The following is a 17,224-nucleotide window of genomic DNA, read 5'->3' as shown; positions in this document are numbered from 1 at the left end:
AATCATTCTTCCGATGTGGAATCCAATTCGGCATCGGTTGGTGCAGGAAAAGGATAACCAGGAAAACTTGGTTTGACTTTTCCTTCGATATCATCATCTAACAAATCAATGGTGGTAAAACCCAATAAAAAATCGAATGCTTCGGCAACATTAAATCCAAGTCTCGCCCCTCCGTAAACCCCTGCGACAAATTCCACATTCCAGGAATAACCAGGAGGATAACCAAAAGGTTTTAATTCTTCTTGGGGAAGATAAACTAAAAATTCTTTTTGTCCTGTGGCAGCGACCAAGTCATTGGTGAGTTCTCGACGAAAGTGCTCTTTTTTCCTTCGTTTTCGATCTTTTACTGGATCATAGAGATAAGAATAATATCGCATCTTATAACTTTTTAAGTTGGCTCTTTCTTCTTTGGTAAGAGGAATTCCTTTTTTATCGATAAGCCAATTCCCTTTGGCATCCAAAAGTGGAAGGCCTGAATGAAAACTTTCACCACCTAATATACCGAAGACGAGTTGTTGAGAATGGTAACCACCAAATTCTCCGCCCCGAAGACCAATCCCTCGACCCAAATCCTTTTTTCCCATCTCCGATTCTCCACCTTGGAAAAGCACGCCAATAGGCAGTGGACCCACTTTAACAGCAGCTCCGTACATAGGTGTTTCGGCACCCACGGTTACAATGTCTTGGAAATCATTTTTACGATTTTTCCAATACGTTGCACACTGTAGAAAAAAGGAGAGGCTAAGAAAAAGACCAATGATTCGCATTCTTTTCCAGTTTTTTTCATTTTCTACTTTTCGGAATCAAAAAAACAAACAATTTGGGAAGATATGACTTCTTTTGAAGACTTTCCGATGATTGAAGTGAAAAAAATGAATGAGACGGAAGTCCGCCTCTTTGCATTGCTTTTTAATCTGCTCCGCGAACCAAAAGGGATCAGTTTCCAAAAATTTCGTAATATCATGCCTCGGTTCTATAAAAATGAGGATATAGAATCCGATCGAAAAAAACTCTACCGTGACCTAAACCAACTCAAAAGCCTAGGATTCAATATCAAAGTGGCTCAGTTTGGTTACCAATCAGAAGACTACTTCCCTTATTATTTAGAAAAAGAATCAATCAACAGGTCTCTCAAGTTCACCAAAGAAGAGTTAGAATATCTGTCACAAGTTTTGTATGCCCAAGAACCTTCGGCCGAAGGATTTAGTCTCTCGCAGAAACTATTTTCAAACAATCTAGACCTCATTCCAAAATTTGCAAAACAACCAAAACAGGATTCGAAATCCGAAGAGGAACAGGACTCCTCCCATACAGAAAAAATACTTCAGGCAATCAAAGACAAAAGAGCACTCACCATCCAATATGGATATGAATCCAATGAAAGAATCATCGAACCTTATCGACTGGTCAGGAAAAACACTACCGACTTCTATTTACTAGCCTATGATCGAGGAAGAAAGTCATTACGAAGATTCATTCTTCCGAAAATCACCGTCAAAAAAGAATCCAAAGAAGAATTTTTATCGAATCTAAAAATCGCAAAAGAAGATTTGAATTTTCATCCCTTACGAATCACCAAACACCCAGAAATCGAAATTCCTTTTGAAATTCATCCCGATTATAAAGATCGTTGGGACTTATTTTTAGATGGTGCCAATTACGAAATGGCGGGAAACGAATACAAAGTCAAAACAACCAATCAAAATGCTCTATTTCAATTTTTCGTATCATCACCTGAGGCTCTAGTCTCTACTTCAGAAAATTGGAAAAACTCATTCCAATCCTATACAAAACATTGGGAAGAATTGTATCAATTTGTTTGATAAAGAAGTTACTACAATCACCAAATCTCAGTATTTACAATACTTAAGATGTAATAATGCTTTTCATTTAATAAGAGAAGGAATGGTTCCCAAACCTTCCTCTGCGTCTTATGGCGGTTATCTGGAATGGGGAGATTTCCTCCAACTCTGCAGAAACCAATTTAGTGATGTAACCTCCATCGATAAAACGCTAGATAAAGAAGAAAGTTTTCAAAAAACGGAGAGTTTGATTCTTAAAAAGAAATCGATTTTCCATGCCCATCTTCGTTTTAAAGAATTTGTTTCCACAGTGGAGTTTTTAGAATACGACTGCGAACGTGACGGTTGGTTTCTCTGGGATTTTCGGCCAATTGGTTCCATCAAACAAGACATTCTTCGTTCTTTTTATTTTTACAAACAAGTGGCAGAAGGAATGTCACTTCGGATTCTTGGCTACAAACTCATTCGCATCCAAACAAAATTTGTTTATCCTGGAGGTTCGATAAAACCAGAAGATTACCTACTCATAGAAGATATCACACCTCGTATGGATTCTGAGATGGGGACGAGGGATGAAGAATGGAGATCATTCCTAGAGGAACTAGAAAGAACAAACGGACAATCCGTACAGTATTCCTTTTTAGAGGCTCAGCCGAGTTGTCGTTCCTTAAAAATCTGTTTGTCTCCAAGTCATTGTGCAAAAGGAAAAGAAAATGCCAAAGAGATCTTCGATTTTCGGGACAGCTCCGAATTAGCAAAACAGTGGTTTGCCTCAGGGTACGATTCGTACGAATCTGTACCCGATTCTGAACTTTCGCCCATCCAAAAGATACAAAAAGAAGCTCATATCACCGGAAATATATACTTTGATCGAAAATCGTTCGAAACGTATTTATCTAATGCGACAAAATCTGTTGCTTTTTTAGATTTTGAATCAATCAACCCTTACATTCCTCTATATCCTCAAACAAGACCCTTTCAACACATTCCTTACTTATATTCCTTACATATTTGGGATTCTGAAAATGATCATTTAACACATAAGACCTATCTACATGAAGATGTAGGCTCTGATCCCCGTATTTCTATTATGTCCCAATTGCAAAAGGATCTACCACCAGGGATCACAATCTTTTCTTTTAACGATTTCTTTGAAAAACTCATCATTCAGGAGTCTGCAGAAGCTTTTCCTGAGTTTTTAGAGTTCTGGGAGAGAGTCAAATCGATGTTTATCGACCTGGCATTGCCATTTAAAAAACTTTGGATCTACCATCCAGGTCAGAACGGCAAAGCATCATTAAAGGAAATACTTCCCTGCTTTAGTACAGAAAGTCACACAAGCCTATCCATTCGTGAAGGCCAAGATGCTAACTACCAATATTTAAGATTAATAAAAAAGCAGGTGACAGCCGAAGAAAAAAAACGTGTTCTGGAGGATTTGAAAGCTTACTGCAAATTAGACAGTTACGGTTTGTTTTTAATCTATAGAATGTTACAAGAAAGATTATCGGTTATTTAATGTTAGGTATCAAAAAATCAGTCGCACAACTTGTCTTTTCGTTACCAGAACATTGGATTTCCACTTTGGTTCGTAGGTCAGGCCAACCGGAAACAAATGCATTGGATCCGCATTGTGCCTTAGCTTGTAACATTGCAAGGTTCCTACCCAAAATGGAACAAATGAGCCCAGAGAAGGCTCGCCGGCACTACCGCGATCAAATGCGGATCTTCGATGAGCCGGAATTTCCGATTGCTCATATCGAAGACAAACTCATTCCCACTCCTAGTGCCTCTTTCATTCCCATCCGAGTCTACAACGCCAACCCACAAAAAAGAAATCTTCCTACTATACTCTTCTTTCACGGTGGAGGTCTCACCATTGGTAATTTAGAGACCCATGATAATTTTTGTCGTAAAATGTCTCATTACACAAAGAGCATCGTGATTGCCGTGGATTACCGTTTGGCACCGGAACATCCCTACCCTGCGGCCCACGATGATGTTTGGCTCGCGTATCAATATGTTCGAAACACCGTTTTTCTTTTTGGGGGCTCACCCAATGCGATTGCCGTTTGTGGGGATAGTGCAGGAGCATTACTCGCAACTTCACTTTGTTTACGGGCCAAAAAAGACAAAGTTCCGGTTCCAGTGTACCAAGCCCTACTGTATCCTATGCTCGATACTTCCAAAGAATCAGAAACATATGAACTTTTTGCAGAACGTTTTGTCCTCACACGTTCTCTTATGCGTTGGTTTATTCAGAATTACCTACCCAACAAAAAAGATAGGTTACTTCATTATAATTCTCCCGTTTTGGCTGATTCGAAAGAGCTGAAAGGCCTTCCTCCGACATACATTGGAATAGCCGGTTATGATCCTCTACGCGAAGAGGGAGAAACCTATGCAAAACTTTTGTTATCAGCAGGGGTCAAAGTGGAAGAAAGGCTTTTTTCCTCTCTCATCCACGGATACATCCAACTTTCGGGGCTCATTCCTAAAGCCAAAGAAGCGGAAATGGACCTTTTCCAATCATTGATGCGTTTTTTTTCCACAAGAAAAATCTGACTAAGTCCATTCAAGAATCGACAAGGTAGGATTCGATACTATAAAAGACAGAAATCTCTGAGGTACGTCATGATTCTACGATTCTCCATCACTCTTTTCTTCTTACTTGGGATTTCGGCTGTATACGCTGAAAAACCGGCCTCTGCTACTTTGAAGGAACGTGAGACCCAAAAACAAATCGATCTTCAACGAAAAAACGGGTTTGGTGATAACGAAATTGATACCTTACACGCAAACATCATTGGGAACTTACGTAAGATGAAAAAACTCCAGGATCTAGGAGTAGATAAAACAGCAGCACAGTATCTTGCCCATACACCAGAAGAACATAAAGAATTGTATAAAAAAGATAAAGATGGTAAACCTTATTTAGAAATCAAACTTCCACAAGGACAGTCTTACATTGATTATCCGACAGTATTTTTATATGATGGCGTTGCTTATATTTATCCAAAAGAGGATTTTAGCGATTTAGAAAAAATCATTCTTACATTTCGCAGGGTGAATGCAGATGGAACCATCCACGTGAAAGAAATGAGAAGGCTCGTAAACCCAACTCCTAAATCAGAAGGTACAGAAAAAGATGAAAAAGGAGAAGCAAAGTTAGATACAAACTCGGATATTCGCTTGGAATATTATAGATCTCTCACTTCTGATACTATTTGGCCCAATGACCCTGTGCAACCAGCAGAACCAGACATTGCAATGGTTCTCAATGATGAAAAAGACCCTCTTCCTTATGATAAACAAAAACATATCATGAGATCTTACAAAAAGATGTTACGAAAAATTTCTAAACAAACAGCATTCAAACTTAGAAACATCGAGTTAGATCAAAAACAAATGATTACTAAGATTTTGGATTACAATACAAACTAAAAAATTTAAAACAACAAACTTGAAACTTAAGTTTGTTGTTTTTCTCTTCGACTGATGAGGAGCTGAGAAATCGTTTGTTCCTCTGTCACATACTTCCTCTTTAAATACGAAAGTGCATTGTTTATAAAACGAGGCACTTTTTTTTCTGCATCTAACAAATCCATCTTCGTTAACATTAATTCATCAATGGTAGCTAGAGCCAAATTTCTTTGGCTCTGGTGTAATTCAAAATCGTCCTCGTCTTCGACTATCATGGTTTTTCTTGGAAACGATGTGCCGCTTCCACTCCCCTTTCTTCATTTACAAATAGATTAATGATTAGAGATAGAAAATAGAAGAAGGCAACGACAAGGAAGGCATTTCTAAGGGTTACTAGTGTTTGGATATAACCGAAAAGAAAAAGTCCCGCTGCCGCTGCAATTTTCCCAGAAAGCCCCCACATTCCAAAAAATTCGCCAGACTTGGATTCAGGACTGAATATACCTACCAATGCTCGTGATGCTGATTGGGTAGATCCAAGTCCCATTCCCGCAAGAGAAGAGATAAAAACAAAAACCCACTGCACTGTCCAAGTTTTTCCAAGAGTCACATTTGCAAAATTTGTGATATCATAGACAAAATAAATCAATCCACATGTCACAAGCCAAAGAACAAGAGTTAGGTTGAAAGTTTTTTTAGCACCAATACTATCCTGAATGACTCCGAAAGCAAGTGCTCCTATAGCGGCAAAAATTTGAATAAAGATAAACATTGCTTGTTTATGTTCTGCTTCGATATGAATTTCTTGTGATCCATAAATAAAGGCAAAAGAGATTACGATCGCAAGGGCTGCCATTGTAAAAAACAATGAGACCAAATAAATCATCAAATCTTTGAAGTGACTTGCATCCTTTAGTGTTTGAACCACACGATCCTTTCCAATTTTAAAATAATTTACGTTGTGCGAAACACCTAACGGCAAATGAGGTTCTCTTAAGAATAGAAATGTTGGAATGGCAGCAACGAAAAAGAAAATCGCAGTATAAGGCCCAACTAATTTTAAATTTTGAAAATTCTCTAAGGTATAATCGCCAAGTGTTGTGGCAAGGGCTACAGATCCAATCCCTCCGAAGTATCCAATCCCCCAGGCATAACCTGAGATTTTACCTAAATCCTCTTTGGAACCGAGGAAAGGTAAAAAGCTAGATGCAAAATTTTCACCTGATGCAAAGAAAAAGTTAGAGAACGCAACAAGGACCATTCCAAGCCAAATCATTCCTGGTTCCACGTAATAGAGCAAAAAAGTGGCCCCGACACAACCAATGTAACTAAGGAAAAGAAATAGTTTTTTCTTTGAGCTATAGTCCGTGATCGCCCCAAAGATAGGTCCTGTGGCTACCACAAATAAATAGGAAGCAGCAAGTGCCCAAGCCCAAAGGGAATTACCCAATCGGTACGGACTGTCCGATCCCATATCTGCAGGAACAACGAGTCTCGTAAAAATTTCACAATAAACGACACTGATGATGACGGTGGTGTAGGAGGAGTTCGCAAAATCGAACATACACCATCCAAAAATTTCACGGTTTTTTTTCTTTTTGGCTTCCGGGTTTTTGTCTTTGGACATAGAGGTTGATTGAATTTTCCTTGGTTGAAAGTAATTAAAGAGTTTCCCTTCCTTTCCCAAATCTGTCAAATGATTAGTTCAGGTATGGATCCTTTCGATTTGAATTCCCTAATGAGACCCAAAAGGGTCTGTTTATGTCGAATGGTAACAGAAGACGATTTAGTCCGTGCCATCCATGCGGGCGCCGTGACAATGGAACAAATCAGAGAAACCACAAGGGCCTCTACCGGCTGCGGAACCTGCTCCATGCAAGTGTACCACATCCTCCAGCGCGAATTGCAGAATCTCTCACGGAGGAAAATTTCATGAAATTATCGATCAATATGGCCATGACCTTGGATGGGAAAGTAGTCCGACCGGATGGTCGGTGGTATGGCCTAACTTCTAGCGATGATAAAACCCAAATGGACATCTACAGGTCCCAATCCGATGCCGTCCTCATTGGAAAAAACTCCATCATCAATGACAACCCTATCGTAAAAATCCGTGCCGTACCTAATGCACTGAATCCAAGGCCAGTCATCCTCGTAAGAAAGGGCACTTTACCCCCTGACAAACATGTCTTTGAAGAATCGGATCATATACCACTAGTCATCTGCACCAAATCAAACTTAAAAGAAATCAAAACGAGCCTAGAAAACAAGGCTGAGATTTTTGCTTTAGATTCCGATGACATTGATCCCAAAAAAGTCACAGGAATCCTCAAACGCAAAGGTTACAAAAATGTTCTTTTGGAAGGCGGGCCCAAACTCAATTTTTCTTTTTTAGAGGCCGATCTAGTCGATCGAATTTATCTTACCATTGTTCCTTATATCATCGGAAAAACGGGACTGGCAGGGATCGCCGACCACAATTCCGAACTTCCTAACTTCGATAAAAATGGCTGGGTTCTAAAAGACCATTTTACCAAAAGAAACGAAATCTTTCTCGTTTACGAAAAATCTTGAAAAATTTCTAAATTTTAGATTGACCGGTTTCCCCATCATTAAATAGTTTGATATTAAACTATTTAGCAATAAGAGGTTCTCAATGTTTTATAAACTACTTGCAACAAACAAAGACATTACACTCACGATCCTTCGTGTCACTCTCGGTCTGGTGATCCTTCCCCACGGAGCACAGAAAGTTCTAGGTGCTTTCGGCGGATACGGATTCGAAGGAACAATGGGTTTTTTTACAGGAACACTGGGCATTCCGTACTTCTTTGCCCTTCTTGCCATCATAGCTGAATTCTTTGGCGCAATTGGCTTAATCCTTGGACTTTTCACAAGACTTGCTGCCTTTGGAATTTTTTCCACTATGGCTGTTGCTGCACTAATCGTTCATTTACCAAACGGTTTCTTTGCTGATAAAGGTGGATACGAATACCAACTTTTAACTTTTGGTTTGGCGATTCCTCTGATCATTAAAGGTGCTGGTTCATTTTCTTTGGATGACATCATCGCACATAAAATCGAAGGCTAATAGAAAAATCATGACTAAGACTATCTAATAGTGTTAGCCAAACTTTGACCTCTCTGATTCCTTGTCTTAAACCATCGATAAGGAATCGGAGATGCAAACACTCAACCTATCTACGCTCCAATCATTACTACCAGAAGCAAAGTTTCAAAATACAGAAAGTATAGTTTCTCTATCTTTTACCGGACTCACTTCTCTTTCATTAGCCACTACAAACGATATTTCCTTTGTAGCATCGAAAACATTTGTGAATGAAGCAAAAACCTCAAAAGCTTCCGTACTCATTGTATCTTCTGATATCGTTGACTCCCTTTCAGAAAAAGCGTTGATCATAGTTCCTAAAGTGGAACTCGCAACTGCAAAAATCATTCGTCAATTTTTTCCCGAAAAACAACCCACAGGAAAACATAGCACACAGGTAGCCATTGATCCTAGTGCGAAAATTGGATCGAACACTGATATCGGACATTTTGTAACTATCGGTAAAAACTCTGTTATTGGAAATGACTGCATCATCGAAGATGGAGTCAAAATTGGTGACAATGTCCAAATTGGAGATGGTGCAAGAATTGGAAAAAACTGTGTCTTCTTTGACGATACCATCATCGGAAAACGATTTATTGTTTTTGGAAATTCTAGTTTTGGTGGGGATGGGTTTGGTTTTGTTTTTGCCGAAGGCAAACATAACAAAATACCACAAGTAGGTCGCGTTGTGATTGGCGACGATGTGGAAGTTGGAAGTAACTGCACTATAGATCGTGGGGCACTCACTGATACAACGATTGGAAACGGTTGTAAGTTTGATAATATGGTTCATATTGCTCATAACTGTAAGGTGGGAGACCATGTCATTATCGCTGGCCAATCCGGTCTTGCAGGAAGTGTGACATTAGGAAATCACGTGATTATCGGTGGCGCCTGTGCCATCAGTGACCATATCACACTTGTTGAAGGGACTATCATTGCCGGTGGATCAAGCCTACGTACATCGCCGAAAACAAAAGATGTATATGTGGGTTGGGACTTAGGGCTCACCTTCCCTGAATTTCAAAAGTATCGTGTGAATATCAAAAACATTGTGAATCTAAACAAATGGTTAAAACGCATTGAAAACATTGAAAAAAAAGTAGGAATTGAGGCAAAAGAATCTTAAACATTTTTTTATAGGACACAGCTTTGCAATATAGGCTGTGTGTTATTTAGAAATGCATATTATACCGTATATCGATTGTTATCTAAGAAATTGAATCAATGTATAATTGAATGCGATTTTGGATAACCGCATGAATAGACGGATCGGGAAACGGAATTGGATTTCCTTCTGGATCTGTCCAGTGAAACTTCCCTTCTTCTGTTTTATTTAAACTCAAATAAAAAATCGGAGACGGGTTTCTTCGGTTTCCTTCAAGCCCACCTAATCTTAGTGTGATAGATCCCATATCGGAGACCACCCACTCAAAGACTTCACCATTCATCTTGGATTTCCAACGAATTGGGAATGAAAGCTCGGAACTTGGATCGAAATTTGTTAGGCGTTCTAAATTCGGATATGTGTCAGATAACCATTTATAGGCGATAATCGAAAATTCTTTTAAAGAAGGTAAATCTTTTAATTCAATGGTATTCATACTGCTCTCATTCTAAAAAATTGGCGTTTCTCTAAAAAATTTTATTTTAGAAATTGTGATCCGAATTGTTTTGGTTCAAAGTTTCTTTCTTAATTTTAATTTCGCCTGATCCCAAAACAAATCAAGTTCCTCAAGTGAATGATCTTTCAAAGTTTTTCCCGTTTGTGAAACCAAATCTTCTACGATACGAAACCTCGTTTCGAATTTTTCATTTGCCCGTCGAAGGCAGGTTTCTGGGTCAATGGATAGTTTACGAGATAAATTGACGAGTAAAAAGAAAAGATCACCTAACTCATCTTCGACACGTTCATCATAAGGTAATTTTTTAGAACTAAGAGACCCTTTGGTTTTGAGTTCTCGATCCAGTTCCCCTATTTCCTCTTGGAACTTTTCAAAAACACCCGAAACTGTAGGCCAATCAAATCCATGTTTTGTGACCTTACTTTGAATTTTTTCAGATCGTTGGATGGCAGGTAATGCTTTTGGAATTCCAGCAAGAATACTTTTATCGGAATCTGTTTTCCCTTTCGACTCCTTTTCTTTTTGTTTTAATTGATCCCACTGTGTCAGAACTTGCTCACCTGAATCAACTCCGCCCTTGTCCCCATAAACATGAGGATGGCGAAATACCAATTTTTGAAATACATCACTAGCCACATCTTGAAACGTAAAGGCTCCCCTCTCTTTAGCCAATTGGCTATGAAAGGTAATCTGAAAAAGTAAGTCGCCAAGCTCTTCTTTTAAATGGTTGTCATCCCCTCTTTCGATCGTATCAACGACTTCATAGGTTTCTTCAAGCAAATGCGGAATGACGGATTGATGGGTCTGTTCTTTATCCCAAGGACAACCTTCTGGGCTACGCAAGTCAGCGGTGAGAGCCAGTAGATTTTCCAAGGGTGAATCAAAATTAGGAGGGTTCACTGATTGTATTTTTCCCGAACCTTGCGGGAAGCAAACGGAAATTTTATCTTGCGAAAGCCCCCCCCCTTTACGAGTCTATCCCTATGTTCCAATCCCGTGTCTCCATTGCCATCCTTATGGTGATCGCTACTGTCATCAGCCGTATCCTACCTCACCCACCGAATTTTACGCCTATTTTGGCAATTTCTTTGTTTTCGGGTGCTTATTTGACAGACAGACGACTTGCTCTTTTTGTTCCTATCTTTGCGATGTTTGTTTCCGACTATTTCATCGGGTTTCATGACCTAATTCCTGTAGTTTACGGATTTATGGTTCTTGCGGTCCTCTTTGGAAAACAAATTAGCTCTTCTCTGACAAAATCCTTTGGCTTCACTGTGGTTGGGTCTGTTGTTTTCTTTGTTCTTACCAATTTGGCAGTTTGGGCAACGAGTGGTATGTATACTTTAGATGCTTCTGGACTTGTGACTTGTTTTACGCTCGCCATTCCTTTTTTCCAAAACTCGATGGCCGGTGACTTAGTGTATTCCGGAATCCTATTTGGATCGATGGCTTTTCTCAATCGCACCGTATTTGTTACAGCAAAACAAAACGCATAAAAACTAGGTTCTTCTTTTTACAATTCTTGCAACATTCGGTGGACTCTGTCTTTGGGACCATCCGCCGGATCATGAATCCTCTCCACCAAACGAAGACGATCTAGTAAACCCATTCGGTTGGCAATCTGAATTCCAAGCCCTGGCCTCGCATTCATTTCGAGAAGAAGTGGCCCACGTAATTCATCAAGAACGATATCCACACCCAAATATCCAAGACCTGACATATCGAAACAACGAGAGGCCATTTGCAAAATAATTTCCCAACAAGGAATGACACGACCACTTAACTTTCGTTTTGTGTCAGGATGTAAATGAATGATTTTGTCATTACAGACCGAATGCGTGAGGGTTCCCGTCCGAAGGTCGATTCCCACACCGAGAGCTCCTTGGTGTAGATTTGCCCTTCCTCCTGATTCCTTTGTAGGCAAACGTAACATAGCCATCACAGGATATCCTAAAAAAACAATCACACGAATGTCAGGAATACCTCGAAAGGAAATTTCACGAAAGAAAGTATGACATTCTAACCTTTCTTGTAAAATACAAGAATCGGAGTTACCATCTAAGGAATAAAGTCCAGATAAAATTCCTGAGACATGATGGTATAATTCTTTTTCGGTGATCTTCTTCTCATCAGCTTTGTGAAAAATAATTGATCCGTTATCATATTCTGATTCGCCCGTAATAACAAGGATTCCATTCCCCATACCACCGTTAGCTGGTTTGACAACAAATCCTGGTCTTCCTTTGATCAGTTCCCGAGTATTTCGAATTCCACCAAAAGTGTTCACAAGACCATAATGATATGGCATAGGAACATGAAACTGCCTTGCGAGTTCTGCAGTTTTCCATTTATCATCCACTAAAGGATAATACTCTCTTGGATTGTAAGGCAAAATATATTCCCCAATCCTTCGATTAATTCCAAGGATTCCCTCTTCTTCAAACTTCTTAAAAAAAGAGATCACGATTTAAAGATTTCCTTAAATCGAAAAAGTTCGGAGACGCGATACCCTTTGTATTGGCCAAGTAGGATTTGAATGGCGATCACAATGAACAACAATTCGGGATGAGTAAAAAATAGAATTTGTAAAGAGCCAAAAAAGAAAATCATGTAACTAATGAGCGCGATAAGTAAAGTTCCACCAAGCGTCACAAAAGTATGCAAAATCCCTTCTTCGATAATCATAATGGAAAATCGTTCCACAAAAATCGTAGTAATGACTATGGGAAATAAGGTAACACTCATTTGATTGAAAAAGGAAATCTCTTCATTCAAAACGGAAAATAGGATTAATGTAATTACTGTGATAGTCAGTAGAATCGAAAGTCTTGGGACTGCCAATAGATAATATTTATCCAAAGCATACCGTTCAAAAAAACCAAGCCCAATCATCAAAAGAAAAAAACAAATCCCAAAAATAAGATTAGTTTCATAAAAAAACATCGCAAGTAATATCGGAGTAAAAATCCCAAAAGTAGGTATACCTACCATATTTCTTGCGACAGAAAGTACCAATGCACCAATAGGAATTAAAATGACCAAACGAAATAAATTCTGTAACGGAGTTGGCAAACTATACAAAGAATAATATCGCAAAAAACTATTACTTGATGCCACTTCCTCACTATATTCTTTAAAATTATAACGATTTACGTTGGATTTTGTAATATAGGCAGTATAACGAAATGTAGCTGGCTCTTCTCCAAGCGACCTTTTCTCTTCAACGGATTTCCAAAGGGGAAGATACCCATTGACTGTTCCTGCGAATATATTTTTATATGTAGAAACAAAATACCATTTGCCATGAATTCTGATTTCATTCCAAAAACTAAGTTTTGCTTTGTTGTCTTTGGAATTTTGTTTTGATAAATCAAATCCAGCAACAGTTCTTGCTTGAATTCCCTTCATACGACAGAGTAAAGAAAATAAAATTGCCTGAGTATATGCACTTCCATTATTTAAACGTATCGTGTCCTCAAGCGTTATGTCTTTGGTTGTGTTTAAAACTTCTTCCGAAATAAAATAAAAAATCTGTTTCGCTGCTGCAACATTATCTTTGTCATAGGGATGGATTTGTTCAAAGAGTTTTTTTCCTAACCGAATTTCTTCGGGAGAAAAGTTTTTTAAAGAAAGATAATAGGGCTCTTTGGAAAGTTGTTTTCCATTTGTCTGTTGAAGTTCAGGCTCTGGGTTTGAATGTGTATAAGGTAAAATTTTGATCTTTGCATAATACCCAATCGATGAATTCCAATCCTCTCCTTCCCAAATCCCCAAATGACCATATTGTTTTTTCTGGAGACGAAAATCTAAATCTTCCACTTTAGTATTAGATTTCAAAACTCTTGATTGAATGAATTGTTTTGGAATAGGAAAGTTCACTTCAGAAACAGCAACATTTTCCTTAGGAAGAATCACCACTTGTAAATTGACAGTGTCATCAACTTCGACAGGAAGTAAGGAAAGTTCCGCAATATTTAATTTATACAGTATAGATAAGATAGGCAGAATAACAAGAATAGAGACTGTAATTAAAGTTTTACGATCCAAACTAGTCCCCTAACGCATGTGATAACGATACGTCTACAAGAAACTTACCCATAAGATAATTTCTACCGATTAGGATAGGATAAGTAAGATTGGTTCTATCATTTAAATTGATAATCACTTCTTCTTTATATTTTCCCATCTTCATCATTTCGCTAATGATAATCCGATTTTCTGAAACTCCAGAAGTACTTGTTACTTTTGCTTCTTTGACAAATTTACTTTTTAATCGCACAGGTTTTTCGTCGACAAAGGTATCAAACAAAACATATACCTCTCCATTTTCTGTAACCTTTTCTATATTGACTGCGTGGATGGAACAAGACTTAGCTCCCGTATCGACTCTTGCTCGAAGTTTAAGTTTCCAATTGGGAAATTCTACCCATTCCACACGTCCAATAATGGGTTTTAGATACTGCGGAGGTATGACAATCGGTTTGATATGAGAGTCTGGCTTTTTCTCGATAATTTGTTTGGATCCAAAACAGTTTAAAAATAATAATAACTGACCCAAAACAAGTAAGTATAATAAGAATCGAAATAAATGTATCATTAGAGTTTGCGTTTGTTTTACCAATTGACCAAAGAATTTCATGCTGATTTTCGCTGTTTATTTTTCACTTCATTTTGGTAGGCATTGAATAAATCAATATACCTTAAATAACCCAAACATTTACCATCTTCAACAATTGCGAGTTTGTCGACATCATATTCTAATAGAATTTGAAGTGCCTTACCCAATGTATCATTTATGCAAACAGACGGAACATCCTGCACAATTTCTCCGCAGGTAATCAAGTTTTTTAAATCGGCTTCAAATTCTGGAAGGATTCTATTTTTCCTAAGAGAAACAATTCCTTTGTATTCTTCCCCTGCCCCGATCAAAATAAAATCGCTAGCTTGGATCCCTGGCGCATTGGATTGTAATTCCGTTAAAGAAAGGTTTTCGGAAACCATTGCATATTTTCTAAATTCTGAAAAATGATCCTGAATCCGAATTCGATCCATAATGTCTTGGTTCATATCCCAATGGTGGGAAGGTGATAAAAATCTATTTTTAATTTGGTTCCGATAGATAGAGGTCTTGTGGGACAATACTACAGCAATCACAGAAACAATCATAAGTGGAGGTAAAAGTTCATAACTTCCGATCATGTCACAAACCATAATCATACCGGCAATGGGAGCTCTTGCCACACCAGCAAAAAAAGATCCCATACCAACTAACAAAAAAGGGAATATAGTAATACCCAATTCCGGAAATAATACCTGCGCCATAGAACCAACAAAAGCACCTAACATACCACCGATGGCAAATGATGGGCCAAGTAAACCACCAGAACTTCCTGAACCAACGGTTAATGAAGTAGAAAAAACTTTAAACAATGCAACAGCCAAAAGGAAAAAAGGTCCAGAAAATCCAAAACTTGTAGATTCAAGAACTTCACCATTAATCATTCTTTGAATGAGGCCAAAGCCAGATCCCAATACTTCTGGAAAAAGTAATGCAATACAACCCACAAGAAGTCCACCAAACGCTGGTTTCAAAAAATTTGGTAGAGGAAGTTTAGAAAAAATATCCTGAACTGTGTGATAAACTTTTACAAAAAAATAACCCACTCCATAACAAAGAAGTCCTAGAAGTATATATAAAGGAATGTGTCTATAATCATTCAGACTATATTCTTGTACGGAAAATAGAGAACCACTTCCCGCAATGTTTATATAAGTTAGATAAGCAGTGACAGAAGAAAGGATACAAGGCACAAGGGAATCACTTTCAATATCTTCTTGGTAGACCATTTCCACTGCAGTGATTGCTCCACCAAGCGGAGCCCGAAAAATGGCACCAAGTCCACCGGCCGTTCCTGCAAGCATCAAAGTCCTTCTCGCTCTGGCACCGGCTCCCAAATATCCAGCTAAGCTGGAACCGAAACCTGCTCCAATTTGAGCGGTTGGTCCTTCTTTTCCACCCGATCCCCCGGAACCTAACGTAAGTATGGTGGCAACCGCTTTATAAAAAGGAACTTTAGCCTGAATCTTTCCTTCATTAAAATGAAAAGCATAGATCAGTGAATCCGTTCCGCCACCTTGTGCTTCAGCACAAAAAAAACTTGTGACAATGCCAACAAGGAGGCCACCAAACGCCGGAAGTAATAAAATCCAAAAAGGGGAAAGAGGAGTTACAGAACCAACGGAATGAAAATTTAAATCTCCGGTAGGAATACCTGGATCGTAACCCATGAGGTTCCCAAAGGTAAATGATTCTGTCCAAGTTAGGGCCCAGTTAAATCCGTAAGCACCGAAGCCCGAAAGAAGACCAATGAACAGAGAATAGACATAAATCGAACGTGGTCCCTGGATCGAAAACACTCCCTTTAGACCGAATTTTGAGCCCATACGGCAAGGTTGTATTTTCCTCTAAATTTCCCAAGGAAATTCTGAATCCTCTTGACCAGAGAATGAATTCCGGTGACGATTGGATGGTATGTTCCGAAATATCGTTATTTTTTTCGCATTTTCCTCCATTTTTGTTACTTGTGGTCTAAAGAATGAAAACAAAGCGGAAATCACGATTTTACCGGAAGGCGAACCTTCCCTCTTTTTCTTGGGCGAGGTCGATAACGATGTGACAACCAGTTGTGGACAGGCCACTCCAGCAACTACTACATCCGCTAATCCAGGATCAACTCCAACCCCTGGTGGATCTAATTCCACTAGCAATAACACTCGCTTTACGGTGATTTCCCAATTGATTTTCAAAACTAAAGAAACTCTCAACCTTCGTTTTACATACGATAGCACGCAGATCCAAGGAAAAATAGATCCACAACAAGGATTTGTTTTAGCGGGTGGAGCATTTGGTAAAACTGTCCAAGGGACTCAAGGAACCGTAGAGTGGTTCAATCAAGGTATCAATATTGATACTGCATTACAAAGTGCCCAACAAATTTCCTTTTTTAATTTAGAAATCACTTTAAATGGAACTTACAGCACAACTTCCACATCCACTACTTCTATATTGAATTCTTGTAATACACTAGATAGTGTTAACTGTACATCAGGTACTTCTTCAACACAATGTTTTACATCTGATAACAGAACTTGTTTAGTCCAAAATACAAATACGGATGCAAAGTCTGTGATCATTCGCGGTACATTGAAATGTAACGCACCAAATATTGTTCCACAATAAAAATCCACAGAACGATCAATAA

At 38.6% G+C, this 17,224-nt stretch carries 19 protein-coding genes; 10 read left to right on the top strand and 9 right to left on the bottom strand.

Going from position 1 to position 17,224, the window contains the following annotated elements; all coding sequences use genetic code 11:
* Positions 1-2 precede the first annotated feature (2 nt).
* Positions 3-767, bottom strand: a complete 765-nt coding sequence (locus tag ND811_RS16910) for an LIC13411 family adhesin (protein WP_265353183.1) — start codon at positions 765-767, stop codon at positions 3-5.
* A gap of 63 nt (positions 768-830) precedes the next feature.
* Between ND811_RS16910 and ND811_RS16905 the strand changes: the two genes are divergently transcribed.
* From ND811_RS16905 to ND811_RS16890, 4 genes are all read left to right on the top strand, one after another.
* The gene (locus ND811_RS16905) at positions 831-1,823 is read left to right on the top strand and encodes a helix-turn-helix transcriptional regulator (RefSeq protein ID WP_265353184.1); all 993 of its coding nucleotides are present in this window, start codon (positions 831-833) and stop codon (positions 1,821-1,823) included.
* An 82-nt stretch (positions 1,824-1,905) separates the two neighbouring features.
* Positions 1,906-3,321, top strand: a complete 1,416-nt coding sequence (locus tag ND811_RS16900; protein ID WP_407658920.1) for a DUF2779 domain-containing protein — start codon at positions 1,906-1,908, stop codon at positions 3,319-3,321.
* Positions 3,321-4,367: an alpha/beta hydrolase gene (locus ND811_RS16895; RefSeq protein WP_265353186.1), complete on the top strand. Its 1,047-nt coding sequence runs from the start codon at positions 3,321-3,323 to the stop codon at positions 4,365-4,367. The genes ND811_RS16900 and ND811_RS16895 overlap by 1 nt, the downstream gene beginning before the upstream one ends.
* 69 nt (positions 4,368-4,436) lie before the next feature.
* Entirely contained in the window at positions 4,437-5,246 is an 810-nt protein-coding gene (locus tag ND811_RS16890; protein ID WP_265353187.1) for an LIC13212 family protein, read from the top strand.
* Between the two features lie 26 nt (positions 5,247-5,272).
* Here the strand turns inward: ND811_RS16890 and ND811_RS16885 are convergent, their stop codons facing one another.
* Complete coding sequence (locus tag ND811_RS16885; protein ID WP_002971906.1) at positions 5,273-5,500, bottom strand: hypothetical protein; 228 nt, start codon at positions 5,498-5,500, stop codon at positions 5,273-5,275.
* Positions 5,497-6,852, bottom strand: a complete 1,356-nt coding sequence (locus ND811_RS16880) for an MFS transporter (protein WP_265353188.1) — start codon at positions 6,850-6,852, stop codon at positions 5,497-5,499. Before ND811_RS16880 ends, ND811_RS16885 begins: the two co-directional genes overlap by 4 nt.
* 69 nt (positions 6,853-6,921) lie before the next feature.
* Here ND811_RS16880 and ND811_RS16875 point away from each other — a divergent pair, with 69 nt between their 5' ends.
* The 4 genes from ND811_RS16875 (at position 6,922) to lpxD (ending at position 9,466) form a co-directional block, all read left to right on the top strand.
* Positions 6,922-7,161 (top strand): (2Fe-2S)-binding protein, encoded by a 240-nt coding sequence (locus tag ND811_RS16875; RefSeq protein ID WP_322113716.1) that lies wholly within the window; start codon positions 6,922-6,924, stop codon positions 7,159-7,161.
* Positions 7,158-7,799 (top strand): RibD family protein, encoded by a 642-nt coding sequence (locus ND811_RS16870; RefSeq protein ID WP_265353189.1) that lies wholly within the window; start codon positions 7,158-7,160, stop codon positions 7,797-7,799. Before ND811_RS16875 ends, ND811_RS16870 begins: the two co-directional genes overlap by 4 nt.
* Before the next feature lie 82 nt (positions 7,800-7,881).
* Positions 7,882-8,316, top strand: coding sequence for a DoxX family protein (locus tag ND811_RS16865; protein WP_265353190.1), 435 nt, complete (start codon positions 7,882-7,884; stop codon positions 8,314-8,316).
* A gap of 91 nt (positions 8,317-8,407) precedes the next feature.
* Complete coding sequence (gene lpxD / locus ND811_RS16860) at positions 8,408-9,466, top strand: UDP-3-O-(3-hydroxymyristoyl)glucosamine N-acyltransferase (RefSeq protein ID WP_265353191.1); 1,059 nt, start codon at positions 8,408-8,410, stop codon at positions 9,464-9,466.
* An 82-nt stretch (positions 9,467-9,548) separates the two neighbouring features.
* Here the strand turns inward: lpxD and ND811_RS16855 are convergent, their stop codons facing one another.
* Positions 9,549-9,941, bottom strand: coding sequence for an LIC_13241 domain-containing protein (locus ND811_RS16855; protein ID WP_265353192.1), 393 nt, complete (start codon positions 9,939-9,941; stop codon positions 9,549-9,551).
* A gap of 75 nt (positions 9,942-10,016) precedes the next feature.
* Positions 10,017-10,862 (bottom strand): nucleoside triphosphate pyrophosphohydrolase, encoded by an 846-nt coding sequence (mazG, locus tag ND811_RS16850; protein WP_265353193.1) that lies wholly within the window; start codon positions 10,860-10,862, stop codon positions 10,017-10,019.
* 83 nt (positions 10,863-10,945) lie between these two features.
* Here mazG and ND811_RS16845 point away from each other — a divergent pair, with 83 nt between their 5' ends.
* A complete protein-coding gene (locus tag ND811_RS16845) occupies positions 10,946-11,458 on the top strand; it encodes a DUF6580 family putative transport protein (protein ID WP_265353194.1) in 513 nt (170 codons plus the stop codon).
* A 17-nt stretch (positions 11,459-11,475) separates the two neighbouring features.
* On the opposite strand, the gene ND811_RS16840 is transcribed toward ND811_RS16845, so the two are convergent.
* From ND811_RS16840 to ND811_RS16825, 4 genes are read right to left on the bottom strand one after another with little or no spacing between them, the layout of a single operon-like run.
* On the bottom strand, positions 11,476-12,426 hold the full coding sequence (locus tag ND811_RS16840) for an alpha-L-glutamate ligase-like protein (protein WP_265353195.1): 951 nt from the start codon (positions 12,424-12,426) through the stop codon (positions 11,476-11,478).
* On the bottom strand, positions 12,423-14,009 hold the full coding sequence (locus ND811_RS16835) for a 7TM domain-containing protein (RefSeq protein ID WP_265353196.1): 1,587 nt from the start codon (positions 14,007-14,009) through the stop codon (positions 12,423-12,425). Before ND811_RS16835 ends, ND811_RS16840 begins: the two co-directional genes overlap by 4 nt.
* Before the next feature lies 1 nt (position 14,010).
* A complete protein-coding gene (locus tag ND811_RS16830) occupies positions 14,011-14,559 on the bottom strand; it encodes an ATP-dependent zinc protease family protein (RefSeq protein ID WP_265368971.1) in 549 nt (182 codons plus the stop codon).
* A gap of 38 nt (positions 14,560-14,597) precedes the next feature.
* Positions 14,598-16,406, bottom strand: a complete 1,809-nt coding sequence (locus ND811_RS16825) for a chloride channel protein (RefSeq protein WP_265353198.1) — start codon at positions 16,404-16,406, stop codon at positions 14,598-14,600.
* A gap of 88 nt (positions 16,407-16,494) precedes the next feature.
* On the opposite strand from ND811_RS16825, the gene ND811_RS16820 reads away from it, so the two are divergent.
* The gene (locus ND811_RS16820; RefSeq protein ID WP_265353199.1) at positions 16,495-17,202 is read left to right on the top strand and encodes an LIC10920 family plasminogen-binding lipoprotein; all 708 of its coding nucleotides are present in this window, start codon (positions 16,495-16,497) and stop codon (positions 17,200-17,202) included.
* Positions 17,203-17,224: the final 22 nt, after the last annotated feature.

Source organism: Leptospira soteropolitanensis, from assembly GCF_026151655.1.
Lineage (GTDB): Bacteria > Spirochaetota > Leptospiria > Leptospirales > Leptospiraceae > Leptospira_A > Leptospira_A soteropolitanensis.
This window is presented reverse-complemented; position numbering and strand designations above follow the sequence as displayed.